This is a genomic window from Variovorax sp. GW823-FHT04B03, assembly GCF_058796495.1.
The window spans coordinates 1-21,104 of record NZ_JBXAIT010000005.1 but is presented as its reverse complement, the minus strand read 5'-3'; the positions used below and the strand labels follow the sequence as shown (position 1 = coordinate 21,104).

General features: G+C 70.7%; 18 protein-coding genes. 11 read left to right on the top strand and 7 right to left on the bottom strand.

What is annotated here, in order from left to right:
* The first annotated feature begins 51 nt into the window (after positions 1–51).
* Positions 52–1,116: an AbrB family transcriptional regulator gene (locus tag AC1RAD_RS21015; protein WP_492736998.1), complete on the top strand. Its 1,065-nt coding sequence runs from the start codon at positions 52–54 to the stop codon at positions 1,114–1,116.
* A 55-nt stretch (positions 1,117–1,171) separates the two neighbouring features.
* On the opposite strand, the gene AC1RAD_RS21010 is transcribed toward AC1RAD_RS21015, so the two are convergent.
* Positions 1,172–1,453 (bottom strand): BTH_I0359 family protein, encoded by a 282-nt coding sequence (locus AC1RAD_RS21010; protein ID WP_062478455.1) that lies wholly within the window; start codon positions 1,451–1,453, stop codon positions 1,172–1,174.
* A gap of 109 nt (positions 1,454–1,562) precedes the next feature.
* A complete protein-coding gene (locus tag AC1RAD_RS21005; RefSeq protein ID WP_492736996.1) occupies positions 1,563–2,735 on the bottom strand; it encodes a DUF3108 domain-containing protein in 1,173 nt (390 codons plus the stop codon).
* Positions 2,736–2,853: 118 nt separating this feature from the next.
* Here AC1RAD_RS21005 and AC1RAD_RS21000 point away from each other — a divergent pair, with 118 nt between their 5' ends.
* From AC1RAD_RS21000 to AC1RAD_RS20990, 3 genes are all read left to right on the top strand, one after another.
* A complete protein-coding gene (locus AC1RAD_RS21000) occupies positions 2,854–3,945 on the top strand; it encodes a fumarylacetoacetate hydrolase family protein (RefSeq protein ID WP_492736994.1) in 1,092 nt (363 codons plus the stop codon).
* A gap of 172 nt (positions 3,946–4,117) precedes the next feature.
* The gene (locus tag AC1RAD_RS20995; protein WP_492737567.1) at positions 4,118–5,302 is read left to right on the top strand and encodes an ABC transporter substrate-binding protein; all 1,185 of its coding nucleotides are present in this window, start codon (positions 4,118–4,120) and stop codon (positions 5,300–5,302) included.
* Positions 5,303–5,340: 38 nt separating this feature from the next.
* The gene (locus tag AC1RAD_RS20990; RefSeq protein ID WP_070063846.1) at positions 5,341–6,468 is read left to right on the top strand and encodes a zinc-dependent alcohol dehydrogenase family protein; all 1,128 of its coding nucleotides are present in this window, start codon (positions 5,341–5,343) and stop codon (positions 6,466–6,468) included.
* Here AC1RAD_RS20990 and AC1RAD_RS20985 read toward each other — a convergent pair.
* Positions 6,455–7,252 (bottom strand): helix-turn-helix transcriptional regulator, encoded by a 798-nt coding sequence (locus AC1RAD_RS20985; protein WP_159279687.1) that lies wholly within the window; start codon positions 7,250–7,252, stop codon positions 6,455–6,457. The genes AC1RAD_RS20990 and AC1RAD_RS20985 overlap by 14 nt on opposite strands.
* Positions 7,253–7,336: 84 nt before the next feature.
* Here AC1RAD_RS20985 and AC1RAD_RS20980 point away from each other — a divergent pair, with 84 nt between their 5' ends.
* The 3 genes from AC1RAD_RS20980 to AC1RAD_RS20970 are packed head-to-tail and all read left to right on the top strand — an operon-like array spanning position 7,337 to position 10,306.
* Positions 7,337–9,094 carry an FAD-dependent monooxygenase gene (locus AC1RAD_RS20980; RefSeq protein ID WP_492736992.1) on the top strand — a complete coding sequence of 586 codons (1,758 nt, stop codon included), beginning with the start codon at positions 7,337–7,339 and terminating at the stop codon, positions 9,092–9,094.
* The gene (locus AC1RAD_RS20975; RefSeq protein ID WP_492736990.1) at positions 9,091–9,327 is read left to right on the top strand and encodes a hypothetical protein; all 237 of its coding nucleotides are present in this window, start codon (positions 9,091–9,093) and stop codon (positions 9,325–9,327) included. Before AC1RAD_RS20980 ends, AC1RAD_RS20975 begins: the two co-directional genes overlap by 4 nt.
* 4 nt (positions 9,328–9,331) lie before the next feature.
* On the top strand, positions 9,332–10,306 hold the full coding sequence (locus AC1RAD_RS20970) for a Bug family tripartite tricarboxylate transporter substrate binding protein (RefSeq protein WP_062482864.1): 975 nt from the start codon (positions 9,332–9,334) through the stop codon (positions 10,304–10,306).
* A gap of 21 nt (positions 10,307–10,327) precedes the next feature.
* Here the strand turns inward: AC1RAD_RS20970 and AC1RAD_RS20965 are convergent, their stop codons facing one another.
* Both AC1RAD_RS20965 and AC1RAD_RS20960 read right to left on the bottom strand, forming a co-directional pair.
* A complete protein-coding gene (locus tag AC1RAD_RS20965) occupies positions 10,328–11,527 on the bottom strand; it encodes a toxin-antitoxin system YwqK family antitoxin (protein ID WP_095950145.1) in 1,200 nt (399 codons plus the stop codon).
* A gap of 2 nt (positions 11,528–11,529) precedes the next feature.
* Positions 11,530–11,943: a VOC family protein gene (locus tag AC1RAD_RS20960; protein ID WP_159274653.1), complete on the bottom strand. Its 414-nt coding sequence runs from the start codon at positions 11,941–11,943 to the stop codon at positions 11,530–11,532.
* Positions 11,944–12,008: 65 nt separating this feature from the next.
* Here AC1RAD_RS20960 and AC1RAD_RS20955 point away from each other — a divergent pair, with 65 nt between their 5' ends.
* The 4 genes from AC1RAD_RS20955 (at position 12,009) to AC1RAD_RS20940 (ending at position 17,033) form a co-directional block, all read left to right on the top strand.
* Positions 12,009–13,265, top strand: coding sequence for a TraB/GumN family protein (locus AC1RAD_RS20955; protein WP_492736988.1), 1,257 nt, complete (start codon positions 12,009–12,011; stop codon positions 13,263–13,265).
* Between the two features lie 11 nt (positions 13,266–13,276).
* On the top strand, positions 13,277–13,648 hold the full coding sequence (locus tag AC1RAD_RS20950) for a DUF2946 family protein (protein ID WP_492736986.1): 372 nt from the start codon (positions 13,277–13,279) through the stop codon (positions 13,646–13,648).
* Positions 13,649–13,734: 86 nt separating this feature from the next.
* On the top strand, positions 13,735–16,074 hold the full coding sequence (locus AC1RAD_RS20945; protein WP_492736984.1) for a TonB-dependent receptor: 2,340 nt from the start codon (positions 13,735–13,737) through the stop codon (positions 16,072–16,074).
* 32 nt (positions 16,075–16,106) lie between these two features.
* Complete coding sequence (locus AC1RAD_RS20940) at positions 16,107–17,033, top strand: copper chaperone PCu(A)C domain-containing protein (RefSeq protein WP_070063854.1); 927 nt, start codon at positions 16,107–16,109, stop codon at positions 17,031–17,033.
* 24 nt (positions 17,034–17,057) lie between these two features.
* On the opposite strand, the gene AC1RAD_RS20935 is transcribed toward AC1RAD_RS20940, so the two are convergent.
* Together AC1RAD_RS20935 and AC1RAD_RS20930 are read right to left on the bottom strand one after the other, a co-directional pair.
* Positions 17,058–18,779, bottom strand: a complete 1,722-nt coding sequence (locus AC1RAD_RS20935; protein ID WP_492736982.1) for a phospholipase D family protein — start codon at positions 18,777–18,779, stop codon at positions 17,058–17,060.
* A gap of 108 nt (positions 18,780–18,887) precedes the next feature.
* Positions 18,888–20,795 carry an ATP-binding cassette domain-containing protein gene (locus tag AC1RAD_RS20930; RefSeq protein ID WP_492736980.1) on the bottom strand — a complete coding sequence of 636 codons (1,908 nt, stop codon included), beginning with the start codon at positions 20,793–20,795 and terminating at the stop codon, positions 18,888–18,890.
* Positions 20,796–21,104: the final 309 nt, after the last annotated feature.

Sequence of the window (21,104 nt, the reverse complement as noted above, 5' to 3'; positions counted from 1 at the left end):
GCCCGGCGCCCCGCACCGGGCTGTCGTCCTTTTCCGCTGCTTTCTCTGCCCGTGTCCTTTCGTTTTCCCCTTCGCGTGCTGGCCACGCTGCTGCTGGCGCTGGCCGCCGCACTCGCCTGTGTCGCCCTGCACACCCCGCTGCCCTGGATGATCGGCCCGCTGTTCGCGGTGTCGCTGGCCTCGATCGCGGGCCAGCCGACCGCGAGCCACACGCCGCTGCGCAACCTGGGACAGTGGGTCATCGGCACCGCGCTGGGCCTGTATTTCACGCCGCAGGTGGTGACGCTGGTGGCCGGCGTGTGGTGGGCGATTCTGCTGGCCATCGGCTGGGCGCTGCTGCTGGGCTGGGGGTTCGGGCGCTGGCTGCACCGCGTGCATGCGGCGCGCATGCCGCATGTGCCGGCGAAATCCATGAGAGCCACGACTTACTTCGCAGGCGCCATCGGCGGCGCTTCGGAGATGACGCTGCTGGCCGAATCGGCCGGCGCGCGCACCGACCTGGTGGCCGCCGCGCACAGCCTGCGGCTGATGGTGGTCACGATGACGATCCCGTTCGCGATGCAGTGGAGCGGGCTGCACGGCCTGGAGATCAACCCGCCGGGCGTGCGCGAGGTGAGCCCGGCCGGGCTGGCCCTGCTGGCGCTGGCCACCGGCGCGGGCGGGCTCGCGATGCGGGCGCTGGGCCGCACCAACCCGTGGTTCATGGGGCCGCTGCTGGTGGCGATGGGCTTCACGGTCGCGGGGCAGTCGCTGTCGGCGGTGCCGACCTGGCTGTCGAACACCGCGCAACTCGTGATTGCCGTGAGCCTGGGCGTGCGCTTCAGCCGCGAGTTCCTGCACACGGCGCCGCGCTGGCTCGGCTCGGTGGCGCTGGGCACGGTCGGCATGCTGGTGCTGTGCGCCGGCGCGGCCTGGCTGCTGGCGGGGGCGACGGGGCTGCATCCGGCCACGATGATCCTGGGCACCTCGCCCGGCGGCATCGCCGAGATGTCGATCACGGCCAAGGTGCTGCAGCTGGGCGTGCCGGTGGTCACGGCCTTCCAGGTGTGCCGGCTGGTGGCGGTGCTACTGATCGTGGGGCCGATGTACCGCTGGACCGAGCGCCGGGGCGCCTAGGCAAAGAAAAAGCGCCCCGCGGGGCGCTTTTTTTCGTTCGGGCGAGGCAGGCCGCTCAGTGCACCAGCACCGGCGTATGCGCCAGCTCGGCGTAGCCCTCGAGCGTGTCCTCGACCTCTTCCTGCGTGGGCGTGTTGAGCTGCCAGGCGGCGATCTGCTGCTGGAACAGTTCGGCCCAGGAGCCGTCGAGGTAGACCTCTTTGCCCGATCGCTTGTCCACGATCTCGAAGCCGTGGCGTTCCAGCACGGGGCCGTTGGGCGTCGTGCTGGGCTCGTCGCCGTCGTTCGGCTGCACGTGCACGACGACGAAGGACTCGGAGTCGTAAAGCATGTTCATGGCGGGCCCTGTGAGGATGTCGATGGCGTTCATGGGGGTTAGATAGCAATCAACGCGCCAGTTTCAAGAACAGTTGTCGTCGCGCCGTTGATATGTGAGTCTTTTTGCCTCAATTGGCGGGCGCTTCGGGTAGGGGTTTGCGCAATTGGGCGTCAGCAAAGTCGCCGTTTGCCTCGGTCTGGCGGATGCGCACGGGCAGGTAGCCGTAGCGCGGCGCCAGCCAGAGCTCCAGTTTCCGGTCGAAATCCTTGCGCGGCGTGCGGGTGAGCTTGCGCGTGGTGAATTCGCCGGCCGGCAGGCTCAGCTGCTCCTCGTCGCCGACCTCGAAGACCCAGACATCGCCGTCGCGCACGCCCACCGTCTGCACCGAAATCCGGGTGCCGGCCGGGTAGCGCCCCGGGCTGGCCGCCAGCAGGCCGCCCAGCTGCATCATCACGCTCATGCGGTCCTGCGCGCCGGGCTGCAGGGGCACGGAGGGGGCGTTGTTGCTGAAGATGATCTGCCCCTGGTCGCGCGCGAAATGCGAGGCCACCTCGGCCTTGCGGCTTTCCGAATAGCGCTCGGGTGCCAGGCCCGAGGGGCCGATCTTGCCGGTGCTGTGCCAGTTCAGCAGGGTGAAGAACACCGCCTTGAGCGTGAGGCGCCCGTCGTAGCGGCTGCCGTCCTGCAGCCAGACCAGCTCGCCGAACACGCCGCGCTGCGGCGAGGCGCCTTTCTGGCCCGTGGCCTCGAAATCGAGCGTGACCGAGCCCGGAATCCGCAGTGCCTGGGTGCCAGCGATGGTGCCCGAGGCGCCGCTGCCGGCCGTGGTCGTGCCGCCCTGCGTGCCACCGGCCGTGGTGCCGGTGGCGGCGGCCGGGGCGCTGGCTGGCGTCTCGGGGGCGGTTGCTCCTGAATCTGTAGCGGCCTGCGCGGTCTGGTCGGGCGTTTCGGGGGGAGGCGTCTGTGCCGGCGCGTTCGGCACGGGCGCCGGGGCCGGCTTGGGGCGGGGCACCGACGCCTCGCGCGGACGCCGGGGCTTGGCCGGTGGCGGTGGCTTGGCCGCGACCGGCGCGGCGGCCGGTGCCGCGGGCGCTTGCGCCGCAGGCGGCGCGATCACGATCGTGCGCGTGATGAACTTGCTGGCCAGCGGCGAGGGTTCCGGCCCGATGGCCATCGGCGCCAGCCCGAGCAGCAGCAGGTGCGCCAGCGCCACCGCCAGCGTCAGCCCCGCGAGCGCGCGCCAGGACGGGCGCCCGGGCAGGCCCAGGGACAGCGGTGGGGGCGCGACGTGCGTCGACATGGGTGTGTGGAGTGGGCTGCGGTGCCGAGGTTCACGAAGTCCACTCGGTACACTGCCGCCCGTTCAACCAGTTTAGTGGGCGCGGCGCCGCGCCCTTTTTCTTGCTCACGCCCGCACCATGAAACTCGCCACCCTGAAGGACGGCTCGCGCGACGGCCAGTTGGTCGTCGTCTCGCGCGACCTCACGCTCGCCCACTACGCCACCGGCATTGCGAGCCGGCTGCAGCAGGTGCTGGACGACTGGGGCTTCATGAGCCCGCAGTTGCAGGACCTGTACGACGCCCTCAACCACGGCCGCGCGCGCCACGCCTTTCCCTTCGACCCCGCCCAGTGCATGGCGCCGCTGCCGCGCGCCTACCAGTGGGCCGACGGCTCGGCCTACCTGAACCACGTCGAGCTGGTGCGCCAGGCGCGCAACGCCGAGGTGCCCGAGAGCTTCTACACCGACCCCCTCATGTACCAGGGCGGCAGCGACGACTTCCTGGGCCCGGTCGACGACGTGATCGTGCCCAGCGAGGCCATGGGCATCGACTTCGAGGCCGAGATCGCCGTCGTCACCGGCGACGTGAAGATGGGCTCCACGCCCGAGCAGGCGCTGGACGGCATCCGCCTCGTGATGCTGGCCAACGACGTGAGTCTGCGCAACCTCATCCCGGCCGAGCTGGCCAAGGGCTTCGGCTTCTTTCAGAGCAAGCCCGCCACCGCCTTCAGCCCCGTGGCCGTCACGCTGGACGAGCTCGGCGAGGCCTGGCAGGACGGGCGCGTGCACCTGGCGCTGCAAAGCAGCTGGAACGGCCGCAAGGTCGGCCTGTGCGACGCAGGCCCCGAGATGACCTTCCACTTCGGCCAGCTCATCGCCCACATCGCCAAGACCCGCAACGTGCGCGCCGGCAGCATCGTGGGCAGCGGCACCGTGAGCAACAAGGGCGTCGAGAAGAACGGCCGCATGGAATGGCCCAAGGGCTACTCGTGCATCGCCGAGAAGCGCTGCATCGAGACCATCCAGGACGGCGCGCCCGCCACCGACTTCATGAAGTTCGGCGACACGATCCGCATCGAGATGAAGGGACTGGACGGGCGCTCCCTGTTCGGCGCGATCGACCAGGAGATCGTGTCGACGGCGGGGCGGCCGGTGGAGGCGCCGGTGTCGCTCACCAAGCCGCAGGCCGGGACCGACGCCGGCACCGCGCCGGAACCCGCCGAAGGCTGACGCAGGCCCTGTCGGGGTTTCTCCCCGTTCGGCTGGCCGGAAGCCCCCGTTCCGCAAAGCCCAACCCTGCGCGGCGGGCGCTGCCTAGGATGCAGCGATCCGTTCACTGCAAGGAGACAGGTCCATGGGCATGCCGAAGCTGGCGGGGCGCGCGTTGTGCGCATGGGTGGGGATGGGCATGGCGCTGGCCGGGCAGGCCGCCGCCCAGAAGCTCAGCGACGACAAGGTGCGCGTGGGCGTGCTGTCGGACATGTCGGGCCTGTACGCCGACACCGCGGGGCGCGGCTCGGTCGAGGCCGCGCGCATGGCCATCGAGGACTTTGGCGGCAAGGTGCTCGGGCGGCCCATCGAACTGGTCTCGGGCGACCACCAGAACAAGGCCGACATCGGCGCCTCGCTGGCACGCACCTGGTACGACCGCGACGGCGTCGACGCCATCTTCGACATGAACAACTCGGCCGTCGCGCTGTCGGTGGTCAACCTGGCGCGCGAGCGGCAGAAGCTGTCGATCAACACCGGCGGTGCCTCGGTGGCGCTCACCAACGAAGCCTGCGCGCCGACCTCGGTCCACTACACCTACGACACCTATGCGCTGGCCAACGGCGCCGCGCAGGGCGTGAGCCGCCAGGGCGGCAAGACCTGGTACCTGATCGGCGTGGACTACGCCTTCGGCAAGGCCATGGCCGCCAACATGACCGAGTTCGTCGGCGAGCTGCAGGGCAAGGTGATCGGCAGCGTGTTCCACCCGCTCAACGCCAGCGACTTCTCGTCGTACGTGCTGCAGGCGCAGGCCTCGGGGGCCGACACCATCGCGCTGGCCAACGCCACCAGCGACACGGTCAATGCCGTCAAGGCGGCGCGGCAGTTCGGCGTGTCGCCGAAGCAGCGCGTGGTGCCGATGCTGATGTTCATCAACGACGTGCATGCGCTGGGCCTGGCGCAGGCGCAGGGCATGACCTTCGCCACCGGCTTCTACTGGGACCGTACGCCCGAGTCGCGGGCCTGGGCGCGGCGCTATTTCGAGCGCATGAAGAAGATGCCCTCGATGATCCAGGCCGGCGCCTACTCGGCGGTCACGCACTACCTGAAGGCGGTGCAGGCCGCGGGCACCGACGACGGCGCCACCGTGGCCGCGAAGATGAAGGCGATGCCGGTGAACGACTTCTTCGCGCAGGGCGGCACGATCCGCGCCGACGGCCGCATGGTGCACGACATGTACCTGGTGAGCGTGAAGAAGCCCGCCGAGTCGAAGTACCCGTGGGACTACTACACGGTGCTGTCCACGATCCCCGGCGACAAGGCCTTCCAGCCCTTGTCGAAGAGCAAGTGCCCGCTGGTTGCCGCAGCGAAGTCCTGATCGCCTGATTGCCTGACGAACGAACCGAAGGAGTCCTCATGAAAGTCCGTGCCGCCGTCCTGCAGCGCCTCGGCGCCCCCGCGCCCTATGCCCAGAGCCGACCGCTCGAGATCGAGGAGGTCGAGCTGGCGCCGCCGGGCCCCGGCGAGGTGCTGGTGCGCATCGCGGCCGCGGGGCTGTGCCACTCGGACCTGTCGATCCTCAACGGCGACCGGCCGCGCCGCACGCCGATCGTGCTGGGTCACGAAGCGGCCGGCGTGGTCGAGGCGCTGGGCGAGGGCGTGACCGACCTGGCGCCGGGCGACCACGTGATCCTGGTGTTCGTGCCGAGCTGCGGCCATTGCGCGCCCTGCGCCGAGGGCCGGCCCGCGCTGTGCGAGCCGGGCGGCGCGGCCAACGTGGCGGGCACGCTGCTGGGCGGCGCGCGGCGGTTGTCGTATCGCGGCGAGCCGATGGACCACTTCGTGGGCGTGTCGGCCTTTGCCGAGTACGCGACGGTGTCGCGCCGCTCGCTGCACAAGATCGACCGCGAGCTGCCGCTGGAGATCGCCGCCATGTTCGGCTGCGCGGTGGTGACCGGCGTCGGCGCCGTGGTCAACACCTCGCAGGTGCGGCCGGGCCAGACCGTGGCCGTGGTGGGGCTCGGCGGCGTGGGGCTGGCCGCGCTCATGGGCGCGCTGGCGGCGGGCGCCGCGCGCGTGATCGCGGTCGACCTGGCGCAGGACAAGCTCGATTTCGCCCTGGCGCTGGGCGCCACCGACAGCGTGAACGCCAGCGACCCCGACGCGGCCAAGCGGCTGCGCGACATGACCGAGGGCGGCGTCGACCATGCGCTCGAGATGGTGGGTTCGGCCAAGGCGCTGGAGTTCGCCTACAAGGTCACGCGCCGCGGCGGCACCACCGTGACCGTGGGCCTGCCCGCCGCCATCCAGACGCTGAACACGCCGGTCTGGCACCTCGTGGCCGAGGAGCGCACGCTCAAGGGCAGCTACCTCGGCAGCTGCGTGCCGCGGCGCGACCTGGGGCGCTTCATCGCGCTGTACCGCCAGGGCAAGCTGCCCGTGGACCGGCTGCTCACCGGGCGCCTGAAGCTCGAGGAGATCAACGAGGGCTTCGACCGCCTGCAGCGCGGCGAGGCCATCCGGCAGATCGTCACGATGCCGTGACGGCCGCGGGCATCGCGCCCCGCAGCAGCTCCTTCTGCGTCCGAATCCCCAACCGCCGGAACGCCCGGTACTGATGCGTGCGCACCGTGCTGAGCTCCACGCCCAGCACGCGCGCCGTTTCCTTCGCCGTGCGGCCCGCCATCAGGTGGCCGATCACCTCGCGCTCTCGCAGGCTCAGCGTCAACAGCCGCGAGGCGAGGGTGGGCGCGGCCGCCTCGTGCACGGCCGCCGCGCTGCGGCTGTGGGCGCTGGCGGCGTCGGCCAGCAGCGTGGCGTGGGCGGCGATGACGCCGAAGTCGGTCTCGCCGAACTCGGGCTGCGCCAGGCTGCGGTAGAAGCTCACGGCCACGCGCTGGCCGCTCGGGCGCAGCAACAGCACCGAGCTGCGCTCGCGGATGCCCACGTCGCCGTAGCAGGCGGCGCGGTAGGCGGGGTCGGCCACCTCGTCGCCGTGCTGGTGGCCCATCCACAGCTGGGCGCGCTTCGGCAGCTTGCGCGCGGCCAGCCAGGCCATGTGGGGGTCGAGCCGGTCGAAGCGCTGCGCCACGTAGCGCTCGGCGGTGCGCTCGGCCGTATGGCCGTAGCTGCTGGCGGCCGAGACGGTCTCGATGCGGCCGGTGGCGTCGACGCCGAACACGGTGCAGAAAGTGACGGGCATCACGCGGTGCATCGCCGCCAGGCAGCTGGCCGCCAGGTGCGGCGTACCGATGCCCGCCAGCACGTCGCCGACGACGGCGGCTGACAGCTGGGCGTCGGCGGCAGGGTGGAGGCGCCAGCGTTTCATGGGGTTTCGAAGGAGGACTAGGGTAAATACCTCCTACGAAGTTATGACATTGGCGCGGGCGGTGCATCGGGACAATCCCGTTCCATGACCACCACCCGTACCGCCGACGCCGCCACCGGCCCCGTGCCGCCGCCAGCCTGCGCGACCGCGCTGCCGCCCTCGGTCGGCGCCTTCCACTACACGCGCTTCGCGCCCCGCCTGCCGACGCTCGGCGCCGACGGCATGGAGCCCGGCCGCCACCCCGTCGTGATCGCGGGCGGCGGCCCGGTGGGCATGGCGCTGGCGCTGGGGCTCGCCAACCACGGCGTGCGCTGCGTGGTGCTCGAAGCCGACGACACGGTCTGCGTGGGCAGCCGGGCGGCCTGCATCTCGCGCCGCAGCCTGGAGATCGTCGAGCGCCTGGGTGCGCTGCCAGCGTTCATGGGCAAGGGGCTGCCGTGGAGCGTGGGGCGCAGCTTCTACAAGACGGCCGAGGTGTTCCGCTTCGAGATGCCGCAGGCCGTGCAGCAGAAGCTGCCACCGATGATCAACCTGGAGCAGTACTACATCGAGCAGTACCTGCTGGACGAAATCGAGCGCCGCAACGCGGCGACGCCGGGGCTCGTCGACATCCGCTGGGGCACCGAGCTCACCGCGCTCGCGCAGGACGAGGACGGCGGCGGCGTGACGCTCGACGTGCGCAACGCCGAGGGCGCCTACCGCCTGCGCGGCCAGTGGCTCGCGGCCTGCGACGGCGGCCAGAGCTTCGTGCGCAAGTCGCTCGGGCTGGCGCTGGAAGGCACGGGCTACGAAGGCCGCTACGTGATCATCGACATCGAGCTGCACAGCGGCCACCCGACCGAGCGCCGCGCCTGGTTCGACCCGCCGTGGAACCCCGGCTCGACCGTGCTGATGCACCGCCAGCCCGACGACATCTGGCGCATCGACTACCAGCTGCGCGCCGGCCAGAGCACCGAAGACGCGCTGCAGCCCGCGGCCGTGGCCGAGTTCGTGCAGCGCCACCTCGATGCCATCGGCGAAGGCCACCTGCCGTGGAAGACGGTGTGGACCTCGGTGTACCGCGCCGGCGCGATGACGCTGGACAGCTACCGCCACGGCCGCGTCGTGTTTGCGGGCAACGCTGCGCATGCGATGCCGATCTTCGGCGTGCGCGGGCTCAACTCGGGTTTCGACGACGCCGACAACCTGGCCTGGAAGCTGGCCTTCGTGGCCCAGGGCCTGTCGGACCCGGCGCTGCTGGATTCGTACTCGCAGGAGCGCATCGCGGCCTTCCACATCAACGCCGAGAGCGCGATGCGCAGCACCGAGTTCATGTCGCCGCCCTCGCGCGGTTTCGACCTGCTGCGCGAGGCGGCGCTGTCGCTGTCCGAGGCGCACCGTGGCATCGCGCAGCTCATCAACCCGCGCCAGACGCAGGCCGTGCGCTACGACGGTTCGGCGCTGTCGAGCACGGGCGATGCGCTGCCCGCCGGCCCGCTGCCAGGTGAGGCGATGCCCGAGCAGCCGCTCGCGTCTGGCCACCTCACCGACTGGATCGGACCCGTGTTCACGCTGCTGGTGCTGCGGCCGGACGTGGTGCTGTTGCCCGCTGCAGATATCGCGCTGGCGCAGCAAGGCGCCTTGCCTTTCGCGGTGCGCACCATCACCAGCCTGGGCACCGAAGGCGCCGATGCGCAGGCGTCCCCCGCCGTCTTCGCCGCGCTCGGCGCCGGCGATGGCGCCGTCTACCTGCTGCGCCCCGACGGCCACGTGGCCGCGCGCTGGCATCGCCTGCCGGCCGGTGCGCTGCCCGCCGCGCTGGCGCGCGCGGCCGTCGCCACTTCACTGGACATTCCCGCATGACGACCACCGCCCCCTCGCTCCACCCCGACGCCCGCGACCGCCTGTACGCCGAGTGCGCGCGCGCCATCACCGAGGCCGGCGCCGAGCGCGAATCGCTGTTCCTCGCGCGGCTCGCGCTGCTGCTGTTCGAGCAGGTCGGCGACGAGGCGCGCTGCCGCGCCGCGCTGGCCGACGCGTTGCGCGCGCTGCCCGTACCATCGCTGTCCGCTTCCGAACAAAAAACAGGAGATTGATCTCATGGATCGCCGCACCCTTCTCGCCACGCTCGCCTCCGGCGCCGCCGTGGCCGCAGCCCCCTTCGCCCACGCACAGGACTACCCCGCGCAGCTCATCAAGTGGGTCGTGCCGTACCCCGCGGGCGGCGGCACCGACGTGATCGCGCGCGTGCTGGCCGAGGCCATGCGCCAGACGCTGGGCCAGCAGATCGTGGTCGACAACCGCCCCGGCGCGTCGACCAACATCGGCGCCGACCTGGTCGCCAAGAGCAAGCCCGACGGCTACACGGTGCTGTCGGCCGACAACGCCGTGCTGGCCTTCAACGAGCACCTGTTCAGCAAGCTGCCGTTCAACCCCGAGAAAGACTTCACCTACATCGGCGCCATCGGCAAGTTCCCGCTCGCGCTGGTCGTGCACCCGGACTTCCCGGCCAAGACCTTCAAGGAGTTCCTGGCCTACGTGAAGGCCAACCCCGGCAAGGTCAACTACGCCTCGCCCGGCAACGGCTCGCCGCACCACCTGGCGATGGAAATGTTCAAGGCGCGCACCGGCACCTTCATCACCCACATCCCGTACCGCGGCGCGGCGCCGGCCATGGCCGACGTGATGGGCGGCCAGGTGCCGTGCATGTTCCTGGACCTGGCCTCGGGCCTGCCGATCATGCAGGGCAACAAGGTGCGCGTGCTGGCCATCGGCTCGGGCGCGCGCAGCAAGCGCCTGCCCGACGTGCCGACGCTGGCCGAAGTGGGCGTGCCCAACACCGAGGTGTTCGCGTTCCAGGGCATCCTGGGCCCGGCCGGCCTGCCGGCTGCCGTGGTGAACAAGCTCAACAGCGACCTGAACAAGGCCTTCAGCACGCCGGCCGTGCAAAAGCGCTTCGACGACTTCGGCATGGAAGCGATGCCCGGCACGCCGGCGCAGTTCGCGGCGTTGTCGCGCGCCGAGTCGAAGCGCTGGGGCCCGATCATCAAGCAGGCCGGCATCAAGCTGGACTGATGCCGCCCAGGGGCGTTCGTCCTAGCGGGCGAACGCTTTTCGCGAGCCGTCTTCGAAGACTTCGTCGTCGCGCTGCAGCTCGCCGTTCTCGTCCCAGCTGCGTTCGCGCGTCACGCGGCCCTTGTCGTCGAAGCTCGACTCGGCCAGCAGCTCACCCTTTTCATTGAAGCGCTGGTGCGTGCCCACGGGCACCTGCCGGCCGCGCCCCGGCGCGAGGTAGCGGCCCTGCGCGGCGCGCTGGCCGCTGTCGTAGAACTCGGTCACGTCGACCGTGCGCTCGCTGCCGGCGCCGCTGTAGACGGCCTTGCTGCGCGGCTGGCCGTTGAGGTGGTAGCTGTCGTCGCTCAGGGGCTCGCCCGCGGCGTTCCAGCGCTGGTCGCGCACCAGCGAGCCGCGGTCGGAAAACTCCTGCTCGCGCTGGCGGATCGACGAGCGCCCGACCAGCAGCCACACGGTTTCGCGCCGCTTCACGCCCTCGGACGAAAAACTGCGCTCCACGCGCCGGTTGCCGGTGGTCTCGTCGACCACCGACGGCTTGCCGTTGTCGTAGAACTCCTGCGTGCGCACGCGCTTGCCCGCCTGGTACGACAGCCGCGAGCGCAGGGTGCCGCGCGCGTCGAACAGGTCGACGTTCGACGGCCCGCCCGTGAAGCCGCACAGCTTGGCATCGTCGGCCACCGGCGCCAGCACCGGCGCCTCGGCGCAGCGCAGCATCGACATCTGGCCGCGCTCGGTGAACTCGACCATGGCGCGCTCGGTGCCGCGGTCGGGGTAGAAGGTGGCGCGCCGCAGCTGGCCGCCCGGGTAGAAGCTGCGCACCAGGCCGCGCTCCTGGCCGTCGTCGTACGTGGCGTCGCGCAGCACCTGGCCGCCGGGCGCGAACTCGCGCGCGCGGCCGTGCATGTTGCCCTTGGCGTTGATGGTGTGCTCGCGCGCGAGCTTGCCCTTTTCATAGAAGCGCACCAGGCCCATGAAGACGCCGTTCTGCACCTGCTGCTCGCGCTGCAGCTCGCCGGTGCCGCGGTCCTTGCAGCGCATCAGGCCGGTCTTGCCGGCGGTGCTGTTGCCGTCGGCGGGGCTCACGCGCTGGCCGTTGAGCTCGCACTCCTGCTGCGCATGGACCGTCGGGGTACCCAGCAGCGCGGCCAATGCGATCGCGGCCGGGCCGAGGAGGGACGCGGCCGCCCGAGGCGCCCGAAGAGCGGGAACGGGCGGGCGCAGGGTCACTTGTCGTAGAGCGTGTCGAGCGAACGGAAACCCTTGACCTCGATCGGGTTGCCGAAGGGATCGCAGAAGAACATCGTCCACTGCTCGCCCGGCTGGCCTTCGAAGCGCACCTGCGGCTTCAGCACGAACTCGGTGCCGGCGGCTTCGAGGCGCCCGGCCAGTGCCTGCCAGTCAGGCAGCGCGAGCACGATGCCGAAGTGCGGCATGGGCACCATCGCATCGCCGACGCGGCCGGTGCGGGTGGTGGCGAAGGGTTCGCCCCGATGCAGCGAGATCTGGTGGCCGAAGAAGTCGAAGTCGACCCAGGTGTCGGTGCTGCGGCCTTCGGCGCAGCCCAGCACGTCGCCGTAGAAGCGGCGGGCGCCGTCCAGGTCGCGCACGTGGAAGGCAAGGTGAAAGATGCTTTGCATGGTTTTGGATTATGGGCAGCGGTGCTGTGAGAATGCCGGACTTTCTTTCAATCATGGAGCTCGCCTTGCGGATACTCCGAGCCCTCGTCGCACCGCTGCGCCTGCTGTCGCGCGGCACCGACCGGCCGGCGCCCCAGCGCCTTCTTGCACGTCTGACCCGCCAGGCCTTCGCGGCTGTCGGTGGTTGTTTCATCGCGGTGGCCGCACATGCCGCTGCCTGCCCGCCCTCGGCCATCGCCAGCCTGGAGAAGCCCGGCATCGGCCTGCGCAACGGCATCGACCGCGGCCTGCTGTGGCGCATCGAGCGCGACGGCCGCACCTCGTGGCTCTACGGCACCCTGCACCTGGGGCGCGGCGAATGGGTGCGTCCCGGCCCGACCGTGCAGAAGGCGCTGGCGCAGAGCGACACGCTCGCGCTGGAGCTCGACTCGCGCGACGACGCCACGGTGCGCGCCCTGAGCCAGCCGGCCGACCCGGCCGCGGTGGCGCGCGTGCTCAGCGGCGAACGCGCCCGCCGGCTCGAGCGCCAGAACGCCGAGGCCTGCGTGTCGCCGGGGTCGACCGCCCGGCTGCCGCCCATCCTGCAGGTGACGGCGCTGACCGCGCTGGCGGCGCGCGCCGACGGGCTGTATGCGGAGTTCGGCGTCGACGAGACGCTGGCCGTCTCGGCCCGCAACAGCAACAAGCCGATCGTCGCGCTCGAGAACGCGGCCGACCAGCTGCGCTGGCTCACCGGCGGTTCCGAAGCCGAAGAGGCCGAGCAGATCGACGCCATGCTCGACGAACTCGAATCGGGCCGGCTGCGCGGCCAGCTCAAGACGCTGGCCGATGTCTGGGCGCGCAGCGACGCGGTCCGGCTGGCACGCTACGCCGAGTGGTGCGAGTGCCTGAACACGCCGGCCGAGCAGCGCCTCATGAAGCGCCTGCTCGATGACCGCAACCCCGGGCTGGCCGACGGCATCGAGCGCCTGCACGCGGGCGGGCGCAGCGCGTTCGCCGCGGTCGGCGCGCTGCACATGGTCGGCGCGCAGGGCCTGCCCACGCTGATGGCGGCGCGCGGCTTTCGCGTGACGCCGGTGCTCACCGAGGCGCAGGCGCAGCAGGCGCTGCCGATGCCGGCGCTCGCCGCGCCCGAGCCGCCGGCCCGCAGGACGGTGCGCGGTGGCAAGAACGTCAAGGGACAGAAGGTGGCCAAGGGCACGGGCCAGAAGGCCGCCGCGAAGGGCGGGGCCAAGCCGGCGTCCAAGGCCGCTGCCGCGCCCAAAGGCAAGGCCGCACCCCGTGCCGCCCCCAAGGCCACCAACAGCAAAGTGCGCCGATAATCGCGACCGCCATGCACACGTTGCGCCCCCACCCCCGCCTGATCGGCCGCCTCGGCCGGTGGGTGCTGCTGTGGTTCGTGCTGTCGATGGGCGTGGCGGTGGCGTCGCCGGTGGTGCATCCACAGGCGATGGAACTGGTGTGTTCCGGCGCCGGCACCATCAAGGTGGTGGTGCACACCGAAGACGGCGTGCAGGACATGGGCACCACGCACATGGACTGCCCGCTGTGCGTGCTGACCGGCGCGCCGCCCCCGCCGTCGCTGGCGGCCGCGTTCGATGCGCCCCTGCCGCTGGGGCGCGTGCTTCAACCCATTCCCGCCGCGCGCCATGCCGCGGCCACGGCCGCGCCGCTTCCGGCCCGTGGGCCTCCGCGTTCCGCCTGAGCGATCAGCAACAGCGCTGTCTGTCGGTGTACCCCGGGTGCGCGCAGGCGGTCCCTTTGGCTTGAAGTTCGTGGAGCCGGTTCCCCATGAAGCAGCACTCCCGCGCCCTGGCGATCGCCATGGCATTTCCCTTCAGCGCGCCGGTGTGGGCGCAGCAGCAAACGCCGCCGGACGTTGATCCGCCGGAGGCCGGCGCTGCCGCTGCCCCGGGCCGCACGCTCGGCACCGTCACCATCAGCGGCGGCCGGCCGACCTCGCTGCCGACGCAGATCCCCACCACCATCGAAGGCGTGACCGCCGAGCAGATCGCCGAGACGGTCAACGCGACCGACGCCGAAGACGCGCTCAAGTACCTGCCGAGCCTGCTGGTGCGCAAGCGCTACATCGGCGACTTCAACCACGCGGTGCTGGCCACGCGCGCCTCGGGCACGGGCAACAGCGCGCGTGCGATGGTCTACGCCGACGGCATCATGCTGTCGAACCCGCTGGGCAACGGCGCCACCTTCGCGCCGCGCTGGGGCATGGTGTCGCCCGACGAGATCGAGCGTGTCGACGTGCTCTACGGGCCGTTCTCGGCCGCCTACCCGGGCAACTCGGTGGGCGCCGTGGTCGACTACGTGACGCGCATGCCCACGCAGCTCGAGGCGCACGTCAAGCTCAGCGGCTTCACTTCGAACTTCGACCTGTACAACAGCCATTCGTCGCCGGGCGGCCAGCAGCTCGACCTGTCGCTGGGCAGCCGCAGCGGCGACTGGTCGTGGTGGCTCGGCGCCTCGCGCACCCACAGCAAGGGGCAGTCGCTGTCGTTCGCCAACCGGCTCGTGAGCGCCGGCACGGTGGGCAGCGCGGGCACGCCCGTCACCGGCGCGGTGCTCGGGCTGAACCCGTCGAACCAGCCGTGGTGGCTGCTGGGCGGCATCACCGCCTACGACACGACCCAGGAGCAGGCCAAGCTCAAGCTGGCCTACGACTTCTCGCCCACGGTGCGCGCCACCTACACGCTGGGCGCCTGGCACAACACCACGCACGGCAGCACCGACACCTACCTGCGCGATGCGCTCGGCCAGCCGGTGTACGGCGGGCGCGTGAACCTCGGCGGACGCACCTACAACCTCGACGCACCGGCGGCGGCCTTCGCGCCGACCGAGACGGCGCTCACGCACTACATGCACGGCCTCTCGGTGAAGAGCCACACCGGCGGCGTGTTCGACTGGGAGGTGGCGGCGAGCCTGTTCGACTACGCGAAGGACACCTCGCGCACGCCGACCACGGCGCTGCCTGGCGCCTTCTACGGCGGCCCGGGCCGCACCACCGACATGGGCGGCACCGGCTGGCACACCTTCAAGGCCGCGGGCACCTGGCGGCCTACCGGCTCGGCCGAAGGCGTGGGCGCGCACGTGGTCGACTTCGGCGTCCAGCAGGACACTGCACGGCTGCGCAGCGCCATCGGCAACACGCGCGACTGGATCAGCGGGCCGGCCGTGTCGCCGTTCTCCGCCTTCAACGGCAACACGCGACTGCGCTCGCTCTACGTGCAGGACACCTGGCGCTTCGCGAAAGATTGGAAGACCACGCTGGGCCTGCGCCACGAGCGCTGGGAGGCCTACGGCGGCCAGCTCGGCAACGCGGCGCGGCTGCTCGACTTCGCGCCGCGCAAGAACAGCTTCGTCTCGCCCAAGGCCGCGCTCGCCTGGCAGGCCACGCCCGACTGGCACTTCAAGGCCTCGGTCGGCCGCGCCGTGCGCATGCCCACCGTGAGCGAGCTCTACCAGGGCTCGATCGAGGGCAACCGCATCGTCAACACCAACCCCGAGCTGCGCCCCGAGCGTTCGTGGACCGCCGAGCTGAGCGCCGAGCGCGACCTCAAGCGCTGGGGCGTCGACGGCGTGCTGCGCACGACTCTGTTCTTCGAGCACACGAAGGACGCGCTGTACACCCAGGCACTCACCAACCTCGTGAGCACCGTGCAGAACGTCGACGCCATCCGCACGCGCGGGCTGGAGGTGGCCATCAACACGGTCGACGCGGGCATCCAGGGACTGGACCTGGGCGGCAGCCTCACGCTGACCGATTCGAAGATCACCGCCAACCGCGGCTTCCCGGCCAGCGTGGGGCGCGACCAACCGCGCGTGCCCAAGGTGCGCGCCTCGCTGCTCGCCACCTACCGGCCCGATGCCAAGTGGAGCTACACCGTCGGCGCGCGCTACAGCGGGCGGCAGTACGGCACCCTCGACAACAGCGACCCGAACGGCATGGCCTTCATGGGCTTCTCGAAGTTCTTCGTGGTCGATGCGCGCATCCGCTACCGGATCGACCGCCAGTGGAGCGCCGCCGTCGGCATCGACAACCTGAACAACCGCACCTACTGGGCCTTCCACCCGTACCCGCAACGCACCTTCGTGGCCGAACTCAAGTTCGACCTCTGACCCTCACTTTTTCCTCTCCAAGGACACCCGCCATGACGAAGCTTTCGACCCCTACGTTCCACATCCTCGCCGCCTGCGCCCTGCTGGCCGGTGCCGGCGCCGCCGGTGCCCACGTGAGCCTGCCCCCGGGCGGCGCGACCGTCGGCAGCGAGTACAACGCCGCCTTCCGCGTCGGCCACGCCTGCGAAGGCGCCAAGGCCACCACCGGCCTCGCGGTGCGCCTGCCCAAGGGCTTCGTGCTCACCGACGCGCAGGCGCGCAAGGGCTGGAAGCTCGACGCGCCCAAGGCCGGCAGCGCCGAAGGCGAAGTGCGCTGGACGGCAGAGACGCCGCAGAACGCGCTGCCCGGCAGTGAGCGCGGCGAGTTCGTGCTGCGCGGCAAGGTGCCCGCCACGCCGGGCCCGCTGTGGTTCAAGGTGCGCCAGGACTGCGACGTCGGCAGCGTCGACTGGGCCGAAGTGCCCGCCGCGGGCAGCACCACGGCCGGCCTGAAGAAGCCCGCGGCCAAGCTCGACGTGGTGGCGCAGGGCGTGGCCACGGTCGACGTGCGTGACGCCTGGGTGCGCCAGTCGGTGCCGGGCCAGAGCGGCACCGGCGCCTTCATGAAGCTCACCGCGCCCACGGGCACGAAGCTGGTCGGCATCTCGACGCCCGCCGCCGGCGTGGCCGAGGTGCACGAGATGAAGATGGAAGGCGACACCATGCGCATGCGCGAACTCGCGGGCGGCCTCGAGCTGCCGGCCGGCAAGACCGTCGAGCTCAAGCCCGGCGGCTACCACGTGATGCTGATGGACCTGAAGGGCGCCATGACCAAGGGCGCGACCGTGCCCATGACCCTGAAGTTCGAGGACGCCAAGGGCGCGAAGACGACGCTGGAGCTGAAGCTGCCGGTCGGTGCGCCCGAAGGCGCCGCTGCTGCTGCGCCCGCGGCAGGCGGTGCGCACCAGCACAAGCACTGACCCCGGCGGGGTCTGGCCGGACCGTCAGAGCAACTGGTCCGGCGCCAGCGGCCCGAACAGCCGCAGCAGGAAGCGCAGCGTGGCGCTCGCGTCGGGCTCGGTGTCCGTGTCCTGCAGGCCGCTGCCCTCGGGCGCGTGCCACACCAGCGTGCCCTGCGCGAGTTCGACATGCCAGGCGCGCTCGCGCATGCCGCGCTCGATCTGCTCGGCCGCCATGCGCGAGAGTTCGCCGCTGCGGATCAGCAGCGCGATCTCGGTGTTCTGCAGCTGCGAGCGCAGGTCGAGGTTCATCGAACCGACCACCAGCAGCCGGCCGTCCATCACCAGCACCTTGGAGTGCAGCATCGCGCGCGATTCACCACTCACGCCGCTGCCGCCCGAGGAGCCGAACACGTTGCCGAAGTCGGCCTGCTCGCTGCGCAGCTCGTAGAGCTCCACGCCGGCGGCGAGCAGCGCCTTGCGGTGGCGCGCATAGCCGACGTGGGCGATGGGCGCGTCGTTCGAGGCCAGTGAATTCGTCAGCACCCGGATGCGCACGCCCCGCGCGCGTGCCGCAGCAAAGGCCTGCTGCATGTCGGGGCCGGGCACGAAGTAGGGCGAGATGATCAGCAGGTCGGTGCGCGCCTGGCCGATCAGGTGCAGCAGGCCCTCGACCACGGTGTCGCCGCTGGAGGCCAGGTCGGCCAGCGCGGTGGCGCTGCGCGAGGGCAGCTCGGGCCGGCTCACCACGAGGTCGGGGTTGCGCACCGCGCCGGGGCCGCTGTCGGCCGGGATCTTGCCGGGCGCGTCGGCCAGCATCAGCGCCGGGGCCCAGACGAAGGCGGCGCTGCGCAGGTCCAGCGGCTTCTCGTCCCAGGCACGGGCCCGTTGCTCGGGCGTGGGACCGGCGCCGGGGCGCGGCTCGCCGTCCGGGGGCTTGGGCTGGTTGCGCGCTTCGGCCGCTTCGTCGCTGAGTTCCTGGTCGATGCGGCGCGCGCGGTCGCGGATGCGCTGGAATTCCTCGCGCGAGACCAGCGACTGCACGGGGTAGGCGCGTTCGTTGTTCCAGTAGCTGTCGAAGCTGCGCGAGAGGTCCTGCACGATCGGGCCGGCCGCCAGCACGTCGACGTCGACGAAGTTGCCGGTGATGGCATTGCCGAAGTAGGCGTCGCCCAGGTTGCGCCCGCCCGTCACGCCCATCACGTTGTCGGCCAGGAACAGCTTGTTGTGCATGCGCTGCTGGATGCGCGAGACGTCACCGATGGCGTTGAGCATGCGGTTGAAGCCGGTGCCGCGCGAACCCGCCAGCGGGTTGAACAGCCGCATCTCGATGTTCGGGATGAAGGCCAGGCCGAGCACCAGCGCGTCGCGGCCGATGGTGTGGAAGTCGTCCAGCAGGATGCGCACCCGCACGCCGCGCTCGGCCGCCGCCTGCAGCCCGCGCACCAGCCGGCCGGTGCTGGCGTCGGCGTGGATGGCGTAGTACTGCAGGTCCAGCGTCTTCTGTGCGTTCTCGATCAGCGCCAGCCGGCTGCCGTAGGCGGCCTGGGGGCCGCCCAACAGCAGGAAACCGGAGTCGAAGCGCGCCTTGTCGGCGTTGCGGCGCTCCCGCAGCAGCGTGGCCAGCGCCGTGCCGTCGGGCGAGGCGAGCGCGGTCGAGACGGGGCGGTCCACCTCCTTCGGCAGCTGCGCGCAGGCGCCGAGCACCAGGAGGGCCAGCAGCGTGACGCTGCGGCGGACCAACGCGTGGAAGGAAGAAGAAGGCATGCGGCGGGATCTTTCCGGGGGCCGGGGAAGGCGGTGCCGCATGTATAGCCGAGTTGGCGTCCGTCGTGGGTGGGACGGGCGGCCAAAACCGGTGAAGGAAGACGTCGCTCAGCGCCCGGCGCCGAGTTCTTCCTGGCGCTCCAGCGCGGCGAGCAGTTCGTCGTCGATCTTGGCGTGGCGCTCGCTCAGCTCGACCGCGCGCGAGGCGTCGCTTGCATAGATGGCGCCGCCGTCGAGTTCGAGCATTTCGCTGATGCGCTTCTGCTCGGCTTCGAGGGCTTCGATCTGCGCGGGCAGGGCTTCGAGTTCGCGCTGCTCCTTGTAAGAGAGCTTCTTGCGGGGACCACCGGTGGGGGCTGCGGCGGTTGTAGCCGCGGGCGCCGGGGCTGGTGCGGCGGCTGGAGGCGGCGGTGGTGCCGACGCGAGGCGCTGCTCGGCGATTTCGCGCGCGCGCTTGGACTGGATGAGCCAGTCTTCCACGCTGCCCTCGTACTCGCGCCAGCGGCCATCGCCCTCGAAGGCGATCGTGCTGGTCACCACGTTGTCGAGGAAGGTGCGGTCGTGGCTCACGAGGAACACGGTGCCGTCGTAGTCCTGCAGCAGGCCTTCGAGCAGCTCGAGCGTGTCGATGTCCAGGTCGTTGGTCGGCTCGTCGAGCACCAGCACGTTGGCCGGGCGCGCGAACAGGCGCGCCAGCAGCAGGCGGTTGCGTTCGCCGCCGCTGAGCGAGCGCACGGGGGAGTTGGCGCGCGCGGGCGAGAACAGGAAGTCCGACAGGTAGCTCTTGACGTGCTTCTTCTGGCTGCCGATTTCGATCCACTCGCTGCCGGGGCTGATGAAGTCTTCCAGCGTGGCGTCGAGGTCGAGCTTGTCGCGCATCTGGTCGAAGTACGCCACCTGCTGGTTGGTGCCGCGACGGATCTTGCCGCTGTCGGGCTCGAGCTCGCCCAGGATCAGCTTGAGCAGCGTCGTCTTGCCGGCGCCGTTCGGGCCCAGCAGGCCGATCTTGTCGCCGCGCAGGATGGTGCCGCTGAAACCGCGGATCACGGTCTTCTCGCCGAAGGACTTGGTGGCGTCGGTGAGTTCGGCCACGATCTTGCCGCTGGACTGGCCCGAGGCCACGTCCATGTTGACGCTGCCCTGCACCTCGCGGCGCGCGGCGCGGCTGGCGCGCAGTTCCTGCAGCCGCGTGATGCGGCTCTGGCTGCGCGTGCGGCGCGCTTCGACGCCCTTGCGGATCCAGATCTCTTCCTGCGCCAGCAGCTTGTCGGCCTTGGCGCTGATGATCGCTTCCTGGGCGAGCTGCTCTTCCTTCTGAACGAGGTACTGCTCGAAGTTGCCCGGGTAGGAACCCAGCTTGCCCCGGTCGAGCTCCACGATGCGGGTGGCGACGCGGTTCAGGAAGCTGCGGTCGTGGGTGATGGTGACGACGCTGCCCTTGAAGTCGATCAGCAGCTGTTCCAGCCACTCGATGGAGTCGAGGTCCAGGTGGTTGGTGGGTTCATCTAGTAGAAGGACGTCCGGCGCGGCCACCAGGGCCTGGGCCAGCGCGACCCGCTTGCGCGTGCCGCCCGAGAGCGAGCCGACGCGCGCGTTGCGGTCGAGGTGGAGGCGGTGCAGCGTCTCTTCGACACGCTGCTCCCAGTTCCAGGCGTCGTAGGCTTCGATCTTGGACTGCAGGGCGTCCAGGTCGAGCCCGTCCGCGCCGGAGAGATACAGGTCACGGATGGCGATGACTTCGCCCAGGCCCTGGCTGGCGGCGGTGAAGACGTCCGCATCCATGTCCAGCGCGGGTTCCTGCGCCACGTAGGCCACGCGCAGGTTCTGCTGCAGCTGCAGCGTGCCGTCGTCGGGCTTTTCCAGCCCGCCCAGTATCTTGAGCATCGACGACTTGCCGGCGCCGTTGCGGCCGATCAGGCCGATGCGTTCCGATTCGAGAAGAGAGAAGTCCGCATGATCCAGCAGCGGGACGTGACCGAACGCGAGCTGCGCGTCGAGGAGTGTGATGAGTGCCATGTGGCACGGATTATCGGAGGGGCGGGTGACGGCGCCTGGCGGCCGGGGAAGAAGGCTTCTTTGTGACGCTCTATATAGAAGGGGCTGGAGTCCCCTGGGAGAGACGTCGGCAACCAGGGAAGAGGCTTGAAGCGGGCGGCGAGCGCGGCGGCAAAGGTCTTCTTCAAGTTTCTTTCAGCTTGGCTTGCACGAGCCGAAATCTGTCATATACTCGTGGGCTTCGCTGCTGAATACCTCTGGTGTTTGAAGCGGCCGGTGCTCCCAGGAGCGTTGGTTGTGGGTGGTGAAGAAAGTCTTCGAAAGTTGACG